We start from the raw sequence: 20652 nt of genomic DNA on the forward strand, positions 1-20652 counted from the left end.
GGGGAGACGAACCGTGAGCTTCGACGGCATAACGGATCTGCCGGACGTCCCACAGGCGGGCACCGCGGCGAGCGACGTGTACACGCTCGCCCTGCGGAGCGAATACGTCGACATCCAACGCTGCGTACGGGAACTCGGCATCTCGGAGGCGGAGGCCGCCGCGGCCATCGAGGGTCTCCTCCGGCTGCGGCTCCTGCATCTGGTCCACGGCTGCACCTACGCCTATGTCGCCGTCAACCCGATGTCCGCCTCGCTGCAACTGCTGGCCGTGCAGGACGAGGCCCTGCGCCAGCGGCAGCACGAACTGGAGCGGCTGCGGCAGCAGATGCACAGCCTGCTGCCGCTCTACCAGGCCAACTTCTCCAGCGAGCCGCACCATCCGCACGTGCAGCGCGTCGACGACCCGAGAGCCGCCCGGGGGGTCCTCACCACGATCACGGTCGAGGCGAAGCGGGAGATCCTGTTCTCCCTCCCGGCCCTGGATCCCTGGGAGGAACCCGCGGACCTGGACCGCGGGGCGTGGCTGCGGAGCGCGGGGACGCGCTCCGAACTCCTCCGGGTGCTGTTGCCGGAGGCGGCCAGGTTCGACGTCCGGGTGCGCGAGCGGGTGGAGACGCTGATCGCCGACGGCGGGCAGGTGCGCACGGCCGTCCATGCCCCGGCCTGGCTGCTGGTCGTCGACGCCGAGGTCGCCGTGGTCCCCGTCGCGGACGGTCCCGGCCTCAGCGTCGTGCGCGAGCAGTCCGTGGTCGCGGCCCTACGGCGCACCCTGAGCGGCGCGTGGGACGAGGCACGGCCCTTCGACGGCAGCTACGACCACGACAGCGCCCGCTCCACCTCGGCCCTGATCGACGAGGCCATTCTCCGCATGCTGCTCAACGGCCTTGAGGACAAGGTGATCGCCCGGCGACTGGACATCTCCCTGCGCACCTGCCAACGGCGCATCGCCGAGCTCATGGACGCCCTGGGAGCCAGGACGCGCCTCCAGGCCGGCTATGTGCTCGGGCAACGCGGCCGGGGCGGGGAGCGGACGGCGGCGTAGCCGGGGCGTAAGCCACACTCCCGGCTCGGCGCCGGGCCGGGAGCGACAGCGGGTGTGGCGGACTTCAGCACGGGCCCAGCCGAAGAACCATGGTCCTGGCCATCGCGACCTTCGTCCCGAAGGCGACCGCCGGAGTCCTCCTCCCGGCTGAACCGCATGTCGCTTCGACCCACGTTGAAGTGATTCCGTGCCGTCTGGCACGGTGCGAAACTGATTTCAATCGCACCAAGAATGGACTCATGAGCACTTATTGCTCTGAAGCCATTGATAGATGAACGAATTGACAAACGGACGGCCGAGCACGGGGGATGCCATGCGGGTGCTGGAATCGGTGAAGTGGCGGAAGTCGACGCTCGTAGGAGCAGCGGCCACATCACGGCGGCGGCCGTGACGGCGCGGGTGTTCGTCGTCGACGGCCACCCCCTCTTCCGGGCCGGAGTGCGGCAGGTAGTGGAGGACGCGGCCGACCTGGAGATGGCGGGCGAAGCGGCCACGGGGGAGGAGGCGGTCGTGGCCCTGCGGGACGGTCACGTGGTCGCCGATGTCGTCCTCATGGACCTGCTGCTCCCGGGCTGTTCCGGTATCGAGGCGACCCGGGCCATTGTCGCGGACGCACCTGTCGGGCCCGACGCACCGCGGGTGCTTTTCATCTCGGGGTCCGCCGAGGACGACGCGGTCGTGGCCGCCCTGCGGGCGGGCGCGCGGGGCTACATGCTCAAGGGTGCTCCGGGCGAGGAACTGGTGCGGGGCGTTCGCACGGTGGCGCAGGGCGGAGCGGTGTTCAGCGCGGCCGTGGCCGACCGCCTCGGCCGCTACTTCTCCGCCGTCCATGAACTGCCCTTCCGGGCCGCCTTTCCCGATCTCACCGAACGCGAGCGCGAAGTGCTCGACCTGGTCGCCCGGGGCCTGAGCAACCGCCGTATCGCCCGCGAGCTGGTCCTGTCGGAGAAGACCGTGCGCAATCACGTCTCCCGGGTGTTCGGCAAGCTCCGGGTGGCGGACCGGGTGGAGGCGGCGATGCGGTCCCGGGACGCGGGGCTCGGTGTCTGACGGGGCGAATGCGGGACCGCGTGGGCCGGAGATGTCGTCGCCCACGGGCCGCCACGGTAGGGCGCCGCGCGCCCCGGGTACCTGGGTCAGGTGTCCTGTCCGTGTCCCGGCCACGGGGTCCACGGGTCCGCACTGGTCAACGTGGTGCCGTGAGCACCGTTGCGGTACCAGCCCTGCCCGGGAGTCGCCCTGACGCGGTCGTCAGGGCGACTCGGTGCCGAGCGGAGCGGACACCCTCGGAGCGCCCTCGGCGAAACGATGACCGTCGGGGACCGACTCCCGGGTGCGCGCCTCCAGCCGTACGGAACTCATCGCGCCGCCTCCAACCGCGCCGGGCGCCAGCCCAGTTCGGGTGCGACCAGGTGGCGTACGTCGTGCAGGATCTGCTCGTACTCCTCGCGGCGGAACTCGTACGGCAGCTCAAGGCGCAGCTCCGACACCGCCGACACGACCGGGTCCGCGCTGAGTTGGTCCAGGATCTGGTCCGCCGTGCCGACCACGTCCGGTGCGAAGAGGGTCCGCCTCGGGCCCTGGGGAGCCAAGGTGCGGGCTTGGCGGCTCGCAGCGTACTCCTGGTAGCGGGTGCGGGTGGCGCGGTCCGCGCTGTCGAAGGGCACGATCACGCGGCCCACCGCGACGCGGGCGCTGGACCGGAGGCGCCGGTACTCGGCGAGGAGGTTCGACTGGGCCGTGGTGAAGTCGTCGGTGCCCTCGCCGGTGACGATGTTGCCGGACAGCAGGTTGAGGCCGTTCTCGCCGGCCCAGCGAGCCGAGCGCAGGCTGCCGCCGCCGTACCAAATGCGGTCCACCAGACCGGGGTTGTGCGGTTGCAGGCGTGGTCGTTGGGTGTTGCCCGGCGACTGGATCACCGTGTCCGGGCCGCCGAGGAAGTCGCCGCGCAGGTTGTCGACGACGCGGGCGACCCGGCCGTAGGACAGGTCGAAGGAGCGCCAGTCGCCGTCGTGCACGAGGTCGCCGAGGATGTCGGCGTGCGGCATGCCGGTGGAGAAGCCGACCTGGAGCCGGCCGCGGGAGAGTACGTCGGCCAGGGCCAGATCCTCGGCCAGGCGGAACGGGCTCTCGTAGCCGATCGGGATGACCGCGGTCCCCAACTCGACGCGCTCGGTGCGCTGTCCGGCCGCGGCCAGGAACACCGCGGCCGAGCCGACGCCGTGTTCGAGGTGGCGTTGCCTAATCCAGGCGCCGTCGTAGCCCAACCGCTCGCCGTACTCGAAGAGTTGGAGCGTCTCCTCCAGGCCGGTGTAGGGGTCGTCGTCGGCGAAGTTGCCCGGGGTGAGGAAGGCGAGGGAGGTGAGGGTCATGCGGTCCGTGTCCTCAGGTCGTGGTCGTCCCGGTGGCCGGGGATCGCCGCGAGCAGCTCGCGGGTGTACTCGTGCTCGGGGTGGGTGAAGAGGTCCTCGGGCGCGCCCACTTCCACGATGCGACCCGCCCGCATGACCGCCACCTCGTGCGCGATCTGCCGTACGACGGCCAGGTCGTGCGAGATGAACAGGTACGCCACTCCCGTGTCGGCCTGCAACTCGGCCAGCAGGTCCAGGACTTGGGCCTGGACGGAGACGTCGAGCGCGGACACCGGCTCGTCGCAGACGACCAGATCCGGTGAGAGGGCCAGGGCACGGGCGATCGCCACGCGCTGGCGCTGCCCGCCCGACAGCTCCGCCGGACGGCGCTCCAGCGTCGAGGCGGGCAGCGCGACCCGGTCGAGCAGGTCGCGGGCGCGTTCGAGGCGGGAGGCGCGGTCGCCGACCCTGAACGCGCGCAGCGGTTCGGTGATCACCTCGCCGATGGAGAAGCGCGGGTCGAGGGAGGCGTACGGGTTCTGGTAGACGAGCTGGGCACGGCGCCGCAGTTGGCGGGCCTGCGAGCCCCGCGCGGTCGTGACGTCGGCGCCGTCGAAGAGGATGCGTCCGTCGGTCGCGTCGGTCAGGCGGAGCACCAGCCGGGCCGTGGTGGACTTCCCCGAGCCGGACTCGCCGACCAGCGCCAGGGTCCGGCCGCGGTCCAGGGTGAAACTGACGTCGTCCACGGCGCGCAGGATGCGGGACTCGCCGTCCGCGCGGGGGAGTCTGAACTCCTTGACCGCGTTGCGGACTTCGACCAGCGGAGTCCCCTCGGTGGCCGCGGGCGCGGTGGCCGGGAAACTCGCACGAGCGGTGGCCAGGCTCGGCGCGCTCGCCAACAACCTCTGTGTGTAAGCGTGTTGGGGGTCGGCGAGGACATCACGGGTCGGACCGGCCTCGACGACCCGCCCCCGCGACATCACGACCAGGCGCTGGGACCGGTCGGCGGCGACACCGAGGTCATGGGTCACCAGCAGGATCGCCGTGCCCAACTCCTCGGTGAGGCCTTGGAGATGGTCGAGGATGACGCGCTGCACGGTGACGTCGAGCGCGCTGGTCGGCTCGTCGGCGATGATCAGCTTCGGGTTCGCGGCGATGGCGACGGCGATCAGGGCGCGTTGCCGCATGCCGCCGGAGAGTTCGTGCGGGTACTGCCGGGCTCGCGTGGCCGCGTCGGGCAGCCCCGCCCGGTCCAGGATGCCGATCGCTTCCGACGGGGCGGAACGCCGGGTCGCCAGCCCGTGGATGCGCAGGACCTCGGAGACCTGTTCGCCGATGCGTTTGACCGGGTTGAGGGACACCGACGGGTCCTGGGGGACCAGGCCGATCCCTGCGCCGCGCACGGTGCGCAGCTCCGCCTCGGACAGGGTGGTGAGGTCGTGCCGGCCGAAGCGGATCGTGCCGCTGTCGATGGAGGCGTTCGGTGCCAGCAGCCGGGTGATCGCATGTGCGGTGGTGCTCTTGCCGGACCCCGACTCGCCCACCACGGCGGTCACTTCACCCGGCCGCACGTCGAGGTCGACGTCCCGCACCGCCTGCACGGTGGCGCCGCGGGTGCGGTACGACACCGACAGGCCGCGTATCTCCAATGCCCCCTGCCCGTTCGGTCCGGTGCTCGGTGTTGTCGTCAAGTCCTCACCCGTTCCGGGGTCGTTCGTCACACGGTCGGTCATCGCTGCCGCGCCCATTCGCCGTCCAGGGCGCGTGCGATGCGGTTGGTGGCCAGCACGGTCGCGGCGATCGCCAGTCCGGGCAGCGCCGTCAACCACCAGGCGTTGGCGAGGTAGTTGCGGCCGTCGGAGATCAACGTGCCCCACTCCGGCGCCGGGGGCGGGGCGCCGTAGCCGAGGAAGCTCAGGGCCGACACGGCGAGGATCGAGGAGCCGAAGTCGAGGGTGGCCAGGACGATCACCGGGCCCGCCGCGTTGGGCAGGACATGCCGGCCCAGGACCGAGTACCAGCGGGATCCGCAGGAGCGCGACGCCTCGACGAAGACCGCCTGCCGCACCCGCAGCACCTCCGCCCGCGTCACCCGCGCGAAGCTCGCGACGCTGGCGATCCCGACCGCGACCGCCACCTTCACCGTGCCGTAGCCCAGCGCGGTGACCAGGGCGAGGGACAGGAACAGGGCCGGGATCGACAGCAGTACGTCGACGAAGCGCATCAGCACGTCGTCGACCCAGCGTCCGACGAACCCGGCGACCAGACCGATCAGACTGCCCATCACGAAGGCGACCGCGACCGCGATCAGCGTTGCCTTCAGGGAGAGTTGGGCGCCGTGGACCACCCGGGAGAACACGTCGCGGCCCAGTTCGTCGGTGCCGAACCAATGCGCGCCGCTGGGGCCGCGGAAGTTCTCCGACGGCACCCCTGTCAGCGGATCCTTCGAGGTGAACAGGTCCGGCCAGAAGGAGGCCAGCACCACCAGGACGACGATCAGGACCGACAGCAGCAGACCCGGGCGGCGCACCAGGAACCTCCGGACGCGCCGCGGGTCGACGCGGCGCCCCGGTCCGGAGCCGCCGTCCGGTCCGGAGCCGCCGTTCGGTTCGGGGCCGCCTGCCGGTTCGGCCGGTCGGGCCGGGAGGCCGAGTGCGGCGCCGGTGGCTTCGTCGATCAGTTCCTGGCTCACGCGAGTACCGCCTTCCGGCCCGAGGCCATCACGATCCGCGGGTCCAGCAGCGGATACACGAGGTCGACGACCAGGTTCGTCACCACGAAGATCAGCGCTCCGAACACCACCACCCCCTGGACCAGCGGGATGTCCTGGGCGGTGACCGCGGCGGCCGTCACCCGGCCGAGGCCGTCACGCGAGAACACCGTCTCGACGACCACCGACCCCGCGATCAACTGCCCGACCAGCAGCCCCACGACCGTCAGCGCCGGCAGTGACGCGTTGCGCAGGGCGTGCCGCAGATGGACCCGCCAGCGGCCGGCGCCCTTGGCGCGGGCGGTCTCCACATAGGCCTGGTCCAGCGCCGTGAGGAGGCTCTTGGCGAGTACCTGGGCGACCTGCGCGCCGGTCGGGATCGCCAGGGTCACGGCCGGCAGGACCAGCCCCCGCAGCCCGTCGTTGCCGAAGGCGGGGAACCAGTGCAGCCGGAAGGAGAACATCTCGACGAGCAGCAGACCGGTCCAGAACGTCGGGACGGACACCCCCAACGGCGGGAGCGACAGCAGCAGTTGGCGCAGCCAGCGCTGGGAGGTGTAGGTCGCCAGCACGGCCAGGCCGCCGCCGAGGACCACCGCGAGCAGCAGCGCGGCACCGGTCAACTGGAGTGTCTGCGGCAGCGCGTCGGCCAGCGTCGAGGTCACCGGACGGCCCGTGGAGACCGCGTCGCCGAAGTCCCCGCGGACCGCCTTGCCGAGGTACTCGGCGTACTGCACCAGGACCGGCTTGTCGAAGCCGTACTGGTGGCGCAGCGCGGCGAGTTGGGCCGGATCGACCTGCCCGGTGTCCGCCCCGGCCCCGGCCATCGCGGAGACCGGGTCACCGGGCAGGTAGTCCAGCACCAGGAACGACACCGTGTACGCCGCCCACAGCACGCCGATCGCCTGCGCGACGCGTTTGATCACATAGCGGCGCATGCGCTAGCCGATCCAGGTGTCGTGCAGCTGGATCCGGCTGGAGGCGTCAAAGTCCAGGTTGTGCACCTTCTTCGACACGCCGAGCTGGGTCTGCAGCTCCACCACGGGTACGACGTACGCGTTCTGCACGATCAACTGCTGTGCCTGCCCCGCCAGTTCCTTCCGCTTGGCGGCGTCCGTCGTGGCCGCCTGCTGGGTGAGCGCCGTGTCCAGCGGACCCGCCGGGAGGCGGTAGGCGTTGGCCAGCTTGGTGGAGTACAGGGTGCGCAGGATGTCGGGGTCGGCCCGGGTGAGGTTGCCCCACAGTCCGTCGAAGTCACCGCTCTGCTGCACCGTCGCGACCTGGGAGATCTGCAGCTCCTTGAGTGCGATGTCGACGCCGACGGCCTTGAGTTGCTGCTGGATCAGCTCCAGCGCCGGCTGGTTAGTGGCCGAGTTCGCGAACCACTTGACGGTCAGGCTCAGCTTCTTGCCGTCCTTCTCACGGATGCCGTCGCTGCCCGTCTTCCAACCGGCCGCGTCCAGCAGGGACTTGGCCTTGGCCGCGTCGAAGGACAGGTCGGCGCCCAGGTTCTCGTAGTCCGGTGTGGTGCGCGCGAGGATGCTGGTGGCCGGCTGGGTGCCGGTCGGGAAGACGGTGTCGGCGATCTCCTGCCGGTTGACGGCGTACTCGATCGCCTGCCGCACCTTGATGTCCTTGAGGACCGGCCGGGAGTTGTTCAGCGCCAGGTTGAACACCGCACCGGGATTGGCCCGTCGGGCCAGGGCCACCTGGCCGCCCTTCAGCGCCGCCTCGTTGGCCTTGCCGACGCTGCTGATCGCGTCCACCTGCCCGGACTGGAGGCCGCCGGCCCGCACACCCGCCTCGGGCACCACCTTGAACACCAGCTTGTCCAGATACGCCTCGCCCTTCTTGCTCCACAGGGAGGAACCCCAGTCGTAACCCGTACGCCTGGCCAGGGTGATCGACTGGTTCTGCACATAGCTCTTCAGCGTGAAGGGCCCGGACCCCACCACTCCCTGGCTGCATTTCTGCTGCGGGGTCCTCTGCACGCTCGCCGAGGACTCGATGCCCAGCGAGTGAGTCGAAGTCGCCTGCAGGAACTGGGCGTTGGGCTGCTGGAAGGTCACCTTGACGGTGAGCGGGTCGACCACGGTGGTGCTCTTGACGCCGCTCAGATAGCCCTCGGCGAGGGTTCCCAGCGCGCCGAGTCTCGGCACCGCGTCGAAGTTGTCCTTGACCACCTGCGCGGTCAGCTTGGACCTGTCGCTGAAGGTGACACCCGATCTGAGGTGGAAGGTGAACGTGGTCGCGTCCGAGCTGACCTCCCAGCTCTTCGCCAGCCACGGCACGATCTTGCCGGTCCTGGGATCCTGGTCGGTGAGAGAGTCGACGAGCTGCCGTACCGAGTAGATGGTGTCGTTGCTGCCCACCTGCTGCGGGTCCACGCAACCGGAGTCGGAGCCCACCGCGAAGGTCAGGGTGCCACCGGACTTGGCCTGGCCGCTGCCGCTGTCGGAGCCGCCGCCTCCCGATCCGCAGGCGGTCAGCAGGATGCTGGTGGTCAGGAGGGCGGTGAGTGCCGTCCATCGGGCGGGGCGGATGTCCGGATGTGCTCTCACGGAGAGTGCTCCTACTCGTGTCACTACGCATGGGGTGCCCGCGGATCACGGCCGCGCACACGGGCGCGCCGCTCCGGTCGGCTCAACGCCGTTGACGGGCAGTGCAGTTGGAGGGTCAAGCGGGAAGGGGGGCGCGGCGGGTGCGGATGCCGTCCGTGAACACGGACAGGACCGCGAGAGGCTGCGGAAAAATGCCTGCGGGCCGCGACGGACGTCAGACGGACGTGGTCAAGGCGGTCAGGCGCGACACAGACAGCTGGTGAAGCGCTGCAGGTCGATGTGGCGGCGGCGGGAGAACCGGGAGAAGACGGTCGCGGCCGTCAGGGAGGCGACGGAGACGCTCGGGTCACTGCTGTGTCGCACGACCGTCCTCCCCGTCTCCGACCCTGGCCAAGGGCCCCGCGCTTGCAGGGATCGTCGGTGATCCTGCCGGGCTTTCACCTGGAGCACCCCACCGCGTCGGAGGGTTGCCGGTCAGCAAGCCAGGGCTTGACGCTGACACTCGATGCCGGTCGCGATCGTACGGAGCGACGTCGTCGTACGTCAATGGCGGGTCCGGCGCGACGAGGGAGATCGACCGGGCGGCCCAGCCCGACTTGACCTTGACGTGCGCGTCAACTCTTAACGTCGGTGGGCGCCGTACACGGTGTGCGGCCGTCAACGACCCGCCAGGAGCCCGTAGATGCCTCCGTCGAACATCCCCGCCACGCACCGCGAGGTCCGACTCGCCTCCCGTCCCCAAGGTGCCCTGGAATCGCGCCACTTCACCGTGGCGGAGGTCCCCGTCCCGGAACCGGGACCCGGGCAACTGCTGGTCCGCAACCGCCTGATGGGCGTCGCCGCGTCACTGCGCACGCTGATGGGGGAACAGGCGGGGCTGCCCCTGCCGTCGTTCGAGGTCGGCGGACCGCTGTCGGCCCCGGCCGTCGGGGAGGTGGTCACGGCCCCCGAGGGCGGGACCCCGCGCCCCGGCGATCTGGTGTCGCACTGGGCGGGGTTCCGCGAGTACGCCGTGGTGGACGCCGACGCGGTGCAACCCGTCGACCTGACGGTTCTGCCGGACCCCGTGGCATACCTCTCGCAGGGACCGGCGGCCTGGATCGGCGTCGTCCGGGGCGCCGAAGTACGCGAGGGGGACACGGTGTTCGTCTCCGGCGCGGCGGGCGGACTCGGCACCCTGGCCGGGCAGTTCGCCCGGCTGCGCGGAGCCGCCCGGGTCATCGGCAGCACCAGTTCACAGCGCAAGGCCGACTACCTGGTCGGGACACTGGGCTACGACGCGGTCGTGCTACGCGGAGCCGAACCCATCGAGGAACAGCTGCGCAAGGCGGCCCCGGACGGCATCGACGCGGTCGTGGACAACGTCGGCGGTGAGCAACTGCGGGCCGCGCTCGCCCTGGCCCGGCCCGGTGCCCGAGTGGGGCTGATCGGAGCGCTCTCCGCGCAGATCCCGGGCGAGAACACGGCGCCCGTCGAGATCGACACGTACTCGCTGATCGTGCGCGGGATCCAGCTCCGCGGCATCAGCGGCGCGCGCCACCGGGACGCGCTGACGGAATACCCGGAGACCTTCGGCCGTTGGCTCCGCGAGGGCTCGGTCACCGTCCCGCACACCCGCCTGTCCGGAATCGACCAGGCACCCCGGGCCCTGATGGAACTGCTCGAAGGACACCACATCGGCAGCGTGGTCGTGGAGTTGTAGTCGTCGGCCACCCGACTTCCGGAGGACGGAATGCGCATCGGCGACGCGGCGGCGGCCGTGGGTGTCACCACCCGAACCCTGCGCTACTACGAGCAGCGCGGCCTGATCACGGCTCGGCGTACGGCGTCGGGACAGCGGGAGTACGAGGAGGAGGACGTACGCCGACTCCACGCCGTCCGCGAGCTGTTGGACTCCGGCCTCACCATCGGCGACGTGCGGCTCCTCATCGACATCCTGGACGCGCTGCCCGGCCGCCCGGAGGTGCCGGCGGCCCACACGGGGCCGTACGCGGAGACGTGCGTCGTCCCTCAGGTGGCCTTCCGGCGACTGGCCGAACTCGACGCGCGCATCCGGGGGTTGACGGAGGTACGGGATCGCCTGGCCGACCGGCTCGACGTACGGTTCGGTGTCCTGGTCGGCCAACTCATCGGCCTGGACGTCCCCATGAGCGATGCCCCCGCCGGTTCCTGACACGGCCGCCGCCGAAGGTCCGCACACAGGCGGGCTTGCGGCGCCGGGCGGCGCCGGGAGATCATGCGCGTGCCCGGCGGGCGCCGGACGCGAGCCCGGAGTGCCCCTGCGCCGAGGCGCCGCAGGTTGCCGACGTCAGGACGGAGGGGAGTCATCGTGAGGACATCACCCCTCGGTCCGGTCCGCACCGCGGCTCTGCTCCCGGTCCGCACGAAGCGCCGGCACGTCGACCTGTGCCGGACCCACACCGCGCTCTGTCGCTGACCGGTCCCTCCGGCTCTCTCCCGGCAGGCCCGCGCCTCTCTCGCGCCTGACCGGTTTCGACCTCGCGTGTCCGGGCGTCGGCCCGTACCCGGGGAACTCCGTCACCCCACCACGCCACCGGCCGCGACGACACCGGCACCGGTGAGACGAGAACGGACGAGTCATGAGCGCGAAACAGCCCCGAACGCTGAAAACCGTCACCGGAGCCGGCGGCACCTCGGAGACCTACGACCTGGCCGTCGACCCCACCCGGTCCACGCTGGACACCGCTGTCCGGGTCGCGAAGCTCGCCGAGGCGGCGAGGATCGACGCACTGTTCACCGCGGATCTGCTCAGCTTCGACGCCCAGGGGCGATCGGCTCGCAGGAGCCGCTGGTCTTCGTGTCCGCCCTGAGCCAGGTGACCTCGCGGATCGGCCTGATCGCCACGGTCTCCACGACCTTCCACCCCCCGTTCAACCTGGCCCGGCTGTTCGGCACCCTTGACCACGCCGCGCCCGGATCGTCCTCGTAGGTCAGGGGGTTCACGTGCGGCTCGATCCATACCGCTCCGTCTGCCGCGGCATCCTCGACCACTTCGCGCACCAGTCGCAGAAGGTTCTCCCGGGGGCCCTCGCGCACCAGCCTGGCAGCGACTTGATCCATGGACATGAAGTCCTCGAACGACGTGAAGCCGCCGGAGCCCGGCGGTTGTTCGCCGTGCTCGCCCGTCAGTTCCGCGAGGGTGGCGGGGCGCATGGCGCCTTCGAGATGAAGATGGAGGTGGGCCTTCGGCAGTCGGGCGCCGCGATCGGGGAAGGGCGTGAGATTCAACGGGCCATCGAGCGATCCATCTCCCGTGCCAGGGTGTCCAGCCCCGTGACGACGACGGTGGCTGACGTGGTCCGGGGGTTGCCGGGGACCTGTACGTCGCGCTGGACTCGACCACCGACGTGGTCGGCTTCCGGTTCGGGGATCTCCACCTCGGTTCCGCCCTCGGAGAGCGCGAAGATAACGGAGTGCCCTGTCCGGCAGTGCCAGGCGACCAGGGCGTGTACGAACTCCGCGTAGGCGGCGGAATCGACTTCGAGTGTGCCCGGATCGGCCCAATGCCTGCCCTGGCCTATTCCCGAGGGCAGGTTCAGTTCCGCCTCGAAGAGCTGAAGCCGGCGTAGGAAGAGGCGCCCGGTACCGTTCGACCGGAAGTTCCGGTGGGTAGTGGGCACTTGGGTATTTCGGTGCCTGGCGGTGCCTGCTGGGTTTTGCGATGGGCGCCCGTCCTTCGAGCGAACAGGCGTCCATCGGAGGTCGACAACGGGTGAGGAAATGTGGGTCAGTTGAGTGGAGGGGACGTCAAGTCGCGACCCTGAGGGTGAGTTACCCCTTCGTCGCGAACGACAGGGTGCCGGAGGCGGTCGTATCGCCGTTCTGAGTGATCTGGAAGGCCCAGCCGTCCTCGGCCGGCCCGCATTCGACCTGGACGGGTGCGTTCCACTCGGTGAAGCGCAGGGCTTGCATGTGGCAGCCGTTCAGGCGGCCTGGCGAAGCTCCAGCCAGGCAGGCCGCCTGGCGGGCCGCCTCCAGGAGGACCATGCCGGGTACGTGGTCGCTGGGGTGGTCGAAGAAGCGGGGGTGGCGCAGGTCGGCCGGTGCCACCAACACGGTTCCGGCGGGCGCGCGGACCAGCATCACATCGCCGGGGGAGGGGACCGACACCTCGGCGGGTGACGGGCGCGCGTGCGCGTTGTCCGGTACGGGGTCGGCGGCGGCGTTCGGGCCGCGGAATGCCTCGTACTCCTCCTCCGACAGGACGCGGACGCGTCCGAAGGCCGAGCCGAACTCCCGCCCGGCGGCGGAGAATTGGATCCGTACGTTCAGTGCGACCGGCCAGGGAACGTCGTCGATATTGCGTACGTCGTGCACCTCGGCCCGGCACAGTACGTCCGTGGCGCCGTAACCGACCACCGGCTCCGCGCTGTTGTCGAGCCGGAAGCCGACGCTTCTGATGATGGGCTTGCTCGTGCTCGGTGCGCCGAGGAAGCGCTGACAGATGTACAGGCCGACCTGACGGATGGTCTCGGCGGCGAGCATCGGATCGTGCCGGTCGCCAGATCCAGAACCGATACCGGAACCGGAGCCGATATCCGACGTAGCGGACGTGGCATACGAGCGTGGCCACTGCGCCGCGAGGAGGAAACGGCCGTCGGGCAGCGCTCGGGCATCGGTGAGCAGGACTTCGGCGACCGCGTTCCGGTGTACGAGAGTCCTGGACACGCAACTGTCCCAGCTCAGCGTCAGCTCTTCCGGGTCGGCTTCGGGAGGTGCGAGAAAAGGTGATTCAGTCATAAAATAATAGAAGCTATGGTTCCCTGGCATCGGTGCGGGAAACGGCTGCCTGTCGGCTAGATTCACCGGAAAAGACGATCCGGCACGCAGGACAGGGACGACCGAGAATATGCAGGAACGTGCGGAAGCCACCCGACGGGCTGTTCTGGCGACGGCCGCGGTGCTGTTCGAACAGCATGGGTACGTCGGTACGAGCATCAGCGACGTGGTGCGTACGAGCGGGTACACCAGCGGGGCGATCTATTTCCATTTCGGCAGCAAGGAAGGGCTGGCCCGGGGTGTCCTGGAAGTCCATTTCGCCGAATGGCCGCGGTATGTGGAGCGTTGGGAAAATGAGGAGGGTCCCGTTCTCGACCGGTTGGTGGGTCTGAGCCTCGCCGTGGCCCGGGAATTCCGTGACAACGTGATCGTCCGCGCCGGCAACAGACTCTGGAGCGAGCGCAGAACCATCCCCGTCTCCCTGCCCCGGCCCTTCGTGGGGTGGATCGACGCCGCCGCCCACATGCTCACCGCCGCCGCGGAAGCGGGTGAACTCGCCCCCGGCGTCGATGCCGAGCGCGCCGCACGCGTCCTCGTCTCCAGCTTCTTCGGGGTGCACACCGTCTCCGACGCACTGGACGACCGCCGCAACATCGAGGACGCGGTGAGCGACCTGTGGATGATGCTGCTGCCGGGGTTGCAGGCGGCGCCGGTGGATCCGGCGAAGTGCCTGGAGGGGGCGAGGACGTTGCTGGCGGCCACGCGGGGGTGGCCCGAGCCGAGTATGAAGTGAACGAGCGCGCGTTCTGAACTGCCGTTGCCTGACTGAGGCGTTGCCGCTCTCCGCGGCCGTCGTCGCCCCCTCCTCTCCGCGCGCCTCCGTCGACGTGCCCCGCCTGTCTCCAACAGATCACCGGAATCCGGTGAGGACCGCTCACCTGCCCTACGACAAACCTGGGGTGCAGGGACTTCGGCAACGCCCGGCAAGGAGGCGGTCTCATGAGTGAGCAAGTGGCGGTGGTGATCGGTGCGGGCGGTGGCCTGGGTTCTGCCACGGCGCTGGTCCTCGCGAACGCCGGGTTCAGCGTGACGGCGGTCGACCGTACGGAGAAGGCGCTGGACCAACTGCCCGACGGCATCCACCGCGTGGTGGGCGACGCGACCGACCCGGTCGTGGCCAGGAACGTCGTCGACCGGATCGCCACCGAGTCCGGACCCCCCGAGGTACTGGTGAACACCCTCGGCGCCTTCCGCCCGGGAGAGGCACTCGCCGCGACTCCCGAGGACCTGCGGGTCATGCTGGACGTCAACCTCGGCGCCGCGCTGTGGCTGAGCCAGGCCGTGGCGCCGTACATGCGCCGACGCGGCGGGGGCGCCATCGTGCACGTGTCCGCCCGGCCGGCGAGCGAGCCGACCGCCGGCATGGCCGCCTACAGCCTCGGCAAGGCGGCGCTCAACCACCTCGTCCGCATCCTCGACCTGGAGCTGCGCCCGGACGGTATCCGCGTGAACGCCGTGGCGCCGCAACTCCTCGACACGGCCAGGAACCGAGCGGTGCTCGCTCCGGAGGCGCTGGCCCACGCCGTCCCGCCGGAGGCGATCGCGAACATCATCGCCTTCCTCGTCGACGGCCTCGTGACGGACATCGGCGGAGCGATCGTGCCGGCCTACGGCGCGTAGTCCGGACAGGTCCCTCCCCCCCCCGAACGCCCCACACCGCCATCTCAATACACGTCCCACCCCCAGACACGTCACCCCACCCGAAGGGAATCACCATGTCCTCGACGAACCGCCGATCGTTCCTCGCCCGCAGCGCGGTCCTGGCGGCCGTGCCCACGGTCGCCGCGCTCGCCGACGGCGCGTTCGCCGGCCAGGCGTCCGCCGCCACTCCCACGCTGCCCGACTACGCACCGATACCGCCGTCCGCACTCGGCCCCGCCGTCAACTCGCAGGGCTACTACGTCGGTCGGGTCGAGCGGAACCTGTACTGGGTGACCGACGGCACGTACCAGGCGGCGTTCCTGACGACTCGCGAGGGTGTCGTGCTGTTCGACGCGCCTCCCACCATCGGGCACAACCTCCAGCGGGCGATCGACGAGCTCGCGGCGGCCAACGGCGTCTCGAACAGGGTGACCCACATCGTCTACTCCCACCACCACGCCGACCACCTCGGGGCATCGTCGTTGTTCGGCCGGCATGTCGTGCGGATCGGGCACGCCGAGAACAAGCGGCTGCTGGCCCGCGACAACGACCCGACGCGCCCGCTGCCCGACGTGACGTTCGAGAACCGCTACTCGCTGCGCGTGGGCGGCGAGCGCATCAACCTCGCCTGGCACGGCACCAACCACTCGCCCGACAACATCTACATCCACCTGCCGGACCACGACACGCTCATGCTGGTCGACGTCAACCTGCCCGGCTGGGTCCCCTTCGACAGCTTCAACCTGAACGAGGACGTCCCCGCCTCCCTAGCCGCGCCGGCCAAGGCGATGACATATCCGTGGAAGCACTACATCGGCGGCCACATGGGGCGGCTCGGCACCCGTCAGGACATGGTCGTCTACCAGCGGTACGTGAACGACATCGTCGACAACGTCAAGAAGGCGCTGACGGCGGTCGACCCCACGCCGTACTTCGCGAAGTACGGCGACAACTCCTGGGCCGCGGTCAAGGAGTACCAGGCCGCCCAAGTCGCCTACGCCGCCGACCCGGTCATCAAGAAGTACACCGGTGTCCTCGCCGCCGCCGACGTCTACACGGCCAGCACGACGTTCATCATCCTCGAATCGCTCCGTCTCGACCTCGGTCTGGGCTCGCAGGTCCATGCCTGATCACGCCCCAACACACGGGAAGGGACACTGAGATGCCGGGCCGACTGGCCGGAAAAGTCTGCGTCGTCACCGGCACGGGCGGGAGCATGGGGCGTGCCACCGCCCTGGCGTTCGCCCGGGAAGGTGCCCGGGTCGTCGGGTGCGACGTGACGGTCGAGGCGGCGGAGGAGACCGTCGCGTCGGTGCGCGCGGAGGGCGGTGCGATGGTGTCGTTGCAGCCGTGCCGTCTCGATGATCCCGCCGAAGCCGCCAGGCTCGTCGACTTCGCGGTGGAGCGGTTCGGCCGGATCGACGTCCTGTTCAACCTCGCCGCCAGGGCCCACTTCGACTGGCTCGAAGACGTCACCGACAAGGACTGGGACGGCGCGCGCCGCGAAGAGGTCGACCTCGTCTTCTACCTCACCCGGGCCGCATGGCCCCAACTGAAGGCCAGCCAGGGCGTGGTGGTGAACATGGCCTCCCTGAACGGCTCCCTCGGCTTCAAGGGCTTCCCGTCCCTGTCCCATACGACGAACAAGGCCGCGATCATCGGCATGACCCGTCAACTGGCCATGGAGGGAGGCGAGTTCGGCATCCGCGTGAACTCCGTCTCGCCCGGCCTGATCGAAAGCCAGGCCACCCGCGAGCAGTTGGAGAACGACGACTTCTCCCGCCAGATGCTCGGCCGGACCCTCCTGGGCCGAGTGGGCCGACCCGAGGACGTGGCGAACGCGGCACTGTTCCTCGCGTCCGACGAGAGCGCCTACGTGACCGGTGTCGACCTCGTCGTCGACGGCGGCATGAAGGTCTGGTGACCGACAACTCGCCGGTGCGGTAAGGCCGTTCACCTCACCCGGTTCATCCGGTCGCGCCCACGACGAGCTGGTAGAAGATCGGCTCGCCGGTCGTCGTCACGCGGTGCTGGAACCGGGTTCGTTCCAGCACCGTGAGACGTCCGTCGGCCACCAGTCGCTCGACCGCGGCACCGAAGCCGTTCGGATCCGACGCGTCCATCCACCGCTCGTCGATCGTGAAGACGACAGGGGCGCCGGGCGGCAGGAGCCCGAGCGCGTTCTCAAGCGCCGGTGGAGTGGCGTGCGTGCCGCCGAACGCCCCTGCCGACACCAACCCCCCTGGCGCGTACGGGCGTAGAGCCTCGCGGAGTGGTTCGGGGCGTAGGAAGTCGCCGACCACGTAGTCGGCGTAGACACCCGGCCGGTCGCGCAGACTCGCCTCGCGCGCGGCCGGCAGCGCGTCGACCCCGACGACCTGAGCTACGCCCCCGTCCCGCACGAGTTGGCCGACCAGCCCCGTGCCGGAGCCGACGTCGAGGACCGTCAGTGAGCCGGGCTCCAACCCGAGGCGCTCGGCCGCGCGCAGGAAGCCCGCTGCCGCGACCTGGGGTGATGTGCACTCCAGCAGTTCCTGGACGACATGCTCGTACAGGCCGGGCACGGCGTAGATCCGCGTGTACTCGTGCAGGTGCACCAGTTCGTGCTCGCTCAGCGCGATGTACTCGCCGTCGGTCTCCGGCGGGCCGAGCAGACGGACGCCCGCAAACACATCTGACATGTCCGCGAGGCTATGCGAACGCGTTTGAGTGCCGCCACCTTCGCACGCCGCCCCTTCACACGACGGACCACCTCGATACGGCCCTCGCCTCATGCCCAGGATCACCGGCGTACAGGCGTCAGTTCGCCGCCGGGATGCCGTGCAGCGCACCGACTACGCTGACCGCGTGGCTGAAGGACATCGCATGACCCCCGACCCGCGGGCCGCAGCGGGTTCGGGCCGCTCGGCGGGCCGGGGCCGACCCGGACTCATCGACCGCCGCGACCTGGTCGCCGCCCTGGACCGTGCGGCCGAGAAGCAGGTGACGCTGGTCTCGGCGCCCGCCGGCAGCGGGAAGACGTCGCTGCTGCGCACGTGGGCCGACCGGCCGGACCAGGACCGCCGCATCGCGTTCGTGTCCGTACGGCCGGGCCAGCGGGACGGGCAGTTGTTCTGGCTCGCTCTGCTGGACGCGGTCCGCGCCGCGGCCGGTACCGACGATGTGGGCGAGCCGTCGGCCGTGACTCCCGGTTCCGACGGCGGTGCCGTCATGGACAAGGTGCTGTCCGAGATCACGGCGTCCCGGAAGCCTTTCGTCCTCGTCATCGACGACCTGCACGAGCTCGGATCCGCCGCGGCCGTCGAGCAGTTGGGGACACTACTGACCGGCCTTCCGCAGGGTGCCCACGCGATCGTGGCCACCCGCCGTGACCCCTCGCTGCGCCTGCACAAGCTGCGGCTGGCCGGTGAACTCGCCGAGATCCGCGCCGCGCAGCTCCGCTTCACCGAGGCCGAGACCCGCGAACTCCTGGCCGCCACCAAGATCGTGCTGCCCGACCCCGTGGCCGACAGGCTGCACCAGCGCACCGAGGGCTGGGCGGCCGGACTGAGGCTCGCCGTGCTGTCCCTGGCCGGGCACCCGGACCCCGAGCGGTTCGTCGCCGAGTTCTCCGGCAGCCACCGTACGGTCGCCGAGTACCTGCTGGCCGAGATGCTGGAGCGCCAACCACCGCACGTACAGCGGCTGTTGCTGTGTACCTCGCTGCTCGACCGGGTCAACGGCGAGCTGGCCGATCTGCTCACGGGCGCGACCGGGTCGGAGCGCATCCTGCTGGACCTGGAGGACGCCAACGCGTTCGTCGTGGCGCTCGATCCCGGCCGGACCTGGTTCCGCTACCACCACATGTTCGGCGATCTGCTCCGGCTGGAACTGCGCCGCACGCTCCCCGGGAACATCCCGGAACTGCACCGGCTGGCCGCGCGCTGGTTCGCCGAACACGCCCAGGCCGCCGACGCCGTCCGGCATCTGCAGGCCGTCGGCGACTGGGCCGAGGCGGCGCACCTGCTCGCCGATCACACCGTCAGTCTCACCCTGGACGGACAGGCCGGAACCGTGGTCGCGCTGCTGCACGCCTTCCCGGTCCGCACCGGTGAGGAGCGCCCGGAGCTGGCCCTCGTGCACGCCAACGCCGATCTGCACCAGCACCGCCTGGACGAGGCCCAGGCACACCTCGACATCGCGCGGTCGTACGCCGACACGACCGCACCCGACCGCCGGCCTCGACTGCGGATGGCGATCGCGTCGCTGGACCTGCTGCTGGCCCGGCTGCGCGGGCACTTCGACGCCGTGTTCGAGCAGGCCGACGCACTGCCGTCCCCCACCACCGGCCAGTCCACCACCGAGGTCGCGCTCGCGGGTGACCTGCGGGCGCTCGCCCTGCTGAACCTGGGCGTCACCGAGGCCTGGTCGCTACGGCTCGACGACAGCGAACGGCACCTTCAGGAGGGTGCCGCACTCGCCCACGACATCGGCCGCCCGTACCTGGAGGTCGCCTGCCTCGCCCACCTCGGGTTCGCCTCCGGCAACCGTTCCTTCACCCTGGTCCGGCGCCGCTGCGAGGAGGCCCTGGCGCTCGCCGACCGGTACGGCTGGGGCGCCGAGCCGGTGATCGTGCCCGCGCAGGTGTCCTTCGCCGGGACGTTGATCTGCACGGGCGAGTTCGACCTGGGGCAACAGTGGCTGGACCGCGCCCGGCGGGCCACGCAGTCCGACGGTGAGCCCGGGGTCCGGCTGCTGGTGCACCTGGTCTCCGCGATGCTTCCGGCGGCGCGCGGTCAACTCCACGAGACCCTGGCCGAGTTGAGCGCCGCCGAGCAGGTGCGGTCGCACATGAGGGGCGAGCACGGGCTCTGGTCCCGTGTGACCGGCTGGACGGTGGCCACCCAGGCCCGCCTCGGCATGGTCGACCAGGCGCGGACCACCCTCGCCGCCCTCGGCGAACGGCGGGCCGCCGCCGGTGAGATCCGGGCCGCGGCCGCGGTGATCCGCCTCGCCGAGCAGGACCCCGCAGGTGCCCGCCGCGAACTCCGGCCGGTCCTCGACGGCACCGCCCCCGTCAACTCCTTCCTCACCCCGATCGAGGCCCACCTCCTGGACGCGCTCGCCTGCCGCGACCTCGGCGACGAGCGCGCGGCGGGAGCGGCCGTAGAACAGGCGCTGAACCTCGCCGAGGCGGACCGGATGATCCTGCCGTTCGTGATGACCGGTGCCTGGGAGTTGCTGGAGTCGCTGCCGCAGCGGACGTCGCACGCGGCGCTGGTCTCCGACATCCTGGACGTTGTGCGCGGCACCGCCACCGGGGGGCCGGACCGGCCGCCTTCGGTACCCGCCGAGAACCTCAGCCCGAGCGAACTGCGCGTCCTGCGGTACCTGCCGACGAACCTCACCCGCCCCGAGATCGCCGGCGAACTGTCGGTGTCGCTCAACACCGTCAACACCCACATTCGGCGGATCTACGCGAAGCTCGGCGCCGGCGACCGGTCCTCGGCCGTGCAGCGCGGCCGTGAGCTGCGGCTGCTGTCGAACGGTCGCGGCTGAGAACCGTAC

General features: G+C 70.5%; 20 protein-coding genes, 1 pseudogene and 1 riboswitch. Of the genes and pseudogenes, 11 read left to right on the forward strand and 10 right to left on the reverse strand.

The annotated features are described in order from the left end of the window. The first annotated feature begins 13 nt into the window (after positions 1-13). Positions 14-1042: a LuxR C-terminal-related transcriptional regulator gene (locus tag OG226_RS47630; RefSeq protein ID WP_329352725.1), complete on the forward strand. Its 1029-nt coding sequence runs from the start codon at positions 14-16 to the stop codon at positions 1040-1042. A 336-nt stretch (positions 1043-1378) separates the two neighbouring features. Further along, the gene (locus OG226_RS47635; RefSeq protein ID WP_329352726.1) at positions 1379-2092 is read left to right on the forward strand and encodes a response regulator transcription factor; all 714 of its coding nucleotides are present in this window, start codon (positions 1379-1381) and stop codon (positions 2090-2092) included. Between the two features lie 308 nt (positions 2093-2400). On the opposite strand, the gene OG226_RS47640 is transcribed toward OG226_RS47635, so the two are convergent. The 6 genes from OG226_RS47640 to OG226_RS47665 form a co-directional block, all read right to left on the reverse strand. Next, positions 2401-3414, reverse strand: coding sequence for an LLM class flavin-dependent oxidoreductase (locus OG226_RS47640; protein ID WP_329352727.1), 1014 nt, complete (start codon positions 3412-3414; stop codon positions 2401-2403). Further along, complete coding sequence (locus OG226_RS47645; protein WP_329352728.1) at positions 3411-5141, reverse strand: ABC transporter ATP-binding protein; 1731 nt, start codon at positions 5139-5141, stop codon at positions 3411-3413. Before OG226_RS47645 ends, OG226_RS47640 begins: the two co-directional genes overlap by 4 nt. Continuing rightward, positions 5123-6085: an ABC transporter permease gene (locus OG226_RS47650; RefSeq protein WP_329352729.1), complete on the reverse strand. Its 963-nt coding sequence runs from the start codon at positions 6083-6085 to the stop codon at positions 5123-5125. Before OG226_RS47650 ends, OG226_RS47645 begins: the two co-directional genes overlap by 19 nt. Continuing rightward, entirely contained in the window at positions 6082-7041 is a 960-nt protein-coding gene (locus tag OG226_RS47655) for an ABC transporter permease (protein ID WP_329352730.1), read from the reverse strand. Before OG226_RS47655 ends, OG226_RS47650 begins: the two co-directional genes overlap by 4 nt. A gap of 3 nt (positions 7042-7044) precedes the next feature. Then, positions 7045-8664 (reverse strand): ABC transporter substrate-binding protein, encoded by a 1620-nt coding sequence (locus OG226_RS47660; protein ID WP_329352731.1) that lies wholly within the window; start codon positions 8662-8664, stop codon positions 7045-7047. A 237-nt stretch (positions 8665-8901) separates the two neighbouring features. Then, on the reverse strand, positions 8902-9027 hold the full coding sequence (locus OG226_RS47665) for a putative leader peptide (RefSeq protein ID WP_328685759.1): 126 nt from the start codon (positions 9025-9027) through the stop codon (positions 8902-8904). Between the two features lie 33 nt (positions 9028-9060). Further along, a riboswitch (SAM riboswitch) is annotated at positions 9061-9174 on the reverse strand. 172 nt (positions 9175-9346) lie between these two features. On the opposite strand from OG226_RS47665, the gene OG226_RS47670 reads away from it, so the two are divergent. From OG226_RS47670 to OG226_RS47685, 4 genes are all read left to right on the forward strand, one after another. Beyond that, positions 9347-10366 carry an MDR family NADP-dependent oxidoreductase gene (locus OG226_RS47670; RefSeq protein WP_329352732.1) on the forward strand — a complete coding sequence of 340 codons (1020 nt, stop codon included), beginning with the start codon at positions 9347-9349 and terminating at the stop codon, positions 10364-10366. 30 nt (positions 10367-10396) lie between these two features. Continuing rightward, positions 10397-10837 carry a MerR family transcriptional regulator gene (locus tag OG226_RS47675; protein WP_329352733.1) on the forward strand — a complete coding sequence of 147 codons (441 nt, stop codon included), beginning with the start codon at positions 10397-10399 and terminating at the stop codon, positions 10835-10837. A 427-nt stretch (positions 10838-11264) separates the two neighbouring features. Next, positions 11265-11495 carry a hypothetical protein gene (locus tag OG226_RS47680; RefSeq protein WP_329352734.1) on the forward strand — a complete coding sequence of 77 codons (231 nt, stop codon included), beginning with the start codon at positions 11265-11267 and terminating at the stop codon, positions 11493-11495. Then, positions 11483-11614 carry an LLM class flavin-dependent oxidoreductase gene (locus OG226_RS47685; RefSeq protein ID WP_329352735.1) on the forward strand — a complete coding sequence of 44 codons (132 nt, stop codon included), beginning with the start codon at positions 11483-11485 and terminating at the stop codon, positions 11612-11614. The genes OG226_RS47680 and OG226_RS47685 overlap by 13 nt, the downstream gene beginning before the upstream one ends. 11 nt (positions 11615-11625) lie before the next feature. Here OG226_RS47685 and OG226_RS47690 read toward each other — a convergent pair. From OG226_RS47690 to OG226_RS47700, 3 genes and pseudogenes are all read right to left on the reverse strand, one after another. After that, positions 11626-11913 (reverse strand): annotated as a pseudogene (locus OG226_RS47690) (hypothetical protein); the annotation flags it as partial. Further along, the gene (locus OG226_RS47695) at positions 11910-12305 is read right to left on the reverse strand and encodes a DUF6086 family protein (RefSeq protein ID WP_329352736.1); all 396 of its coding nucleotides are present in this window, start codon (positions 12303-12305) and stop codon (positions 11910-11912) included. The pseudogene OG226_RS47690 and the gene OG226_RS47695, both read right to left, overlap by 4 nt. A gap of 151 nt (positions 12306-12456) precedes the next feature. After that, positions 12457-13353: a ScbA/BarX family gamma-butyrolactone biosynthesis protein gene (locus tag OG226_RS47700; protein ID WP_328685764.1), complete on the reverse strand. Its 897-nt coding sequence runs from the start codon at positions 13351-13353 to the stop codon at positions 12457-12459. A gap of 181 nt (positions 13354-13534) precedes the next feature. Between OG226_RS47700 and OG226_RS47705 the strand changes: the two genes are divergently transcribed. The 4 genes from OG226_RS47705 (at position 13535) to OG226_RS47720 (ending at position 17029) form a co-directional block, all read left to right on the forward strand. After that, positions 13535-14197 carry a ScbR family autoregulator-binding transcription factor gene (locus OG226_RS47705; RefSeq protein ID WP_329352737.1) on the forward strand — a complete coding sequence of 221 codons (663 nt, stop codon included), beginning with the start codon at positions 13535-13537 and terminating at the stop codon, positions 14195-14197. A 206-nt stretch (positions 14198-14403) separates the two neighbouring features. Further along, positions 14404-15084, forward strand: a complete 681-nt coding sequence (locus tag OG226_RS47710) for an SDR family NAD(P)-dependent oxidoreductase (protein WP_329352738.1) — start codon at positions 14404-14406, stop codon at positions 15082-15084. 95 nt (positions 15085-15179) lie between these two features. Beyond that, entirely contained in the window at positions 15180-16235 is a 1056-nt protein-coding gene (locus OG226_RS47715; RefSeq protein ID WP_329352739.1) for an MBL fold metallo-hydrolase, read from the forward strand. A 32-nt stretch (positions 16236-16267) separates the two neighbouring features. After that, positions 16268-17029: an SDR family NAD(P)-dependent oxidoreductase gene (locus OG226_RS47720; RefSeq protein ID WP_329352740.1), complete on the forward strand. Its 762-nt coding sequence runs from the start codon at positions 16268-16270 to the stop codon at positions 17027-17029. Between the two features lie 43 nt (positions 17030-17072). On the opposite strand, the gene OG226_RS47725 is transcribed toward OG226_RS47720, so the two are convergent. Next, the gene (locus tag OG226_RS47725; protein ID WP_328685769.1) at positions 17073-17786 is read right to left on the reverse strand and encodes a hypothetical protein; all 714 of its coding nucleotides are present in this window, start codon (positions 17784-17786) and stop codon (positions 17073-17075) included. Between the two features lie 184 nt (positions 17787-17970). On the opposite strand from OG226_RS47725, the gene OG226_RS47730 reads away from it, so the two are divergent. After that, positions 17971-20643, forward strand: coding sequence for an AAA family ATPase (locus OG226_RS47730; protein ID WP_329352741.1), 2673 nt, complete (start codon positions 17971-17973; stop codon positions 20641-20643). The last annotated feature ends 9 nt before the right edge of the window (positions 20644-20652 follow it).

The organism is Streptomyces sp. NBC_01261, assembly GCF_036226385.1.
GTDB lineage: Bacteria > Actinomycetota > Actinomycetes > Streptomycetales > Streptomycetaceae > Streptomyces.

Bases quoted from the DNA above. Each gene is read 5' to 3' on its own strand.
- OG226_RS47730 (WP_329352741.1), top strand. From the start codon at position 17,971: ATGACCCCCGACCCGCGGGCCGCAGCGGGTTCGGGCCGCTCGGCGGGC.
- OG226_RS47670 (WP_329352732.1), top strand. From the start codon at position 9,347: ATGCCTCCGTCGAACATCCCCGCCACGCACCGCGAGGTCCGACTCGCC.
- OG226_RS47675 (WP_329352733.1), top strand. From the start codon at position 10,397: ATGCGCATCGGCGACGCGGCGGCGGCCGTGGGTGTCACCACCCGAACC.
- OG226_RS47655 (WP_329352730.1), bottom strand. From the start codon at position 7,041: ATGCGCCGCTATGTGATCAAACGCGTCGCGCAGGCGATCGGCGTGCTG.
- OG226_RS47725 (WP_328685769.1), bottom strand. From the start codon at position 17,786: ATGTCAGATGTGTTTGCGGGCGTCCGTCTGCTCGGCCCGCCGGAGACC.
- OG226_RS47680 (WP_329352734.1), top strand. From the start codon at position 11,265: ATGAGCGCGAAACAGCCCCGAACGCTGAAAACCGTCACCGGAGCCGGC.
- OG226_RS47645 (WP_329352728.1), bottom strand. From the start codon at position 5,141: ATGGGCGCGGCAGCGATGACCGACCGTGTGACGAACGACCCCGGAACG.
- OG226_RS47640 (WP_329352727.1), bottom strand. From the start codon at position 3,414: ATGACCCTCACCTCCCTCGCCTTCCTCACCCCGGGCAACTTCGCCGAC.
- OG226_RS47710 (WP_329352738.1), top strand. From the start codon at position 14,404: ATGAGTGAGCAAGTGGCGGTGGTGATCGGTGCGGGCGGTGGCCTGGGT.
- OG226_RS47715 (WP_329352739.1), top strand. From the start codon at position 15,180: ATGTCCTCGACGAACCGCCGATCGTTCCTCGCCCGCAGCGCGGTCCTG.
- OG226_RS47720 (WP_329352740.1), top strand. From the start codon at position 16,268: ATGCCGGGCCGACTGGCCGGAAAAGTCTGCGTCGTCACCGGCACGGGC.
- OG226_RS47705 (WP_329352737.1), top strand. From the start codon at position 13,535: ATGCAGGAACGTGCGGAAGCCACCCGACGGGCTGTTCTGGCGACGGCC.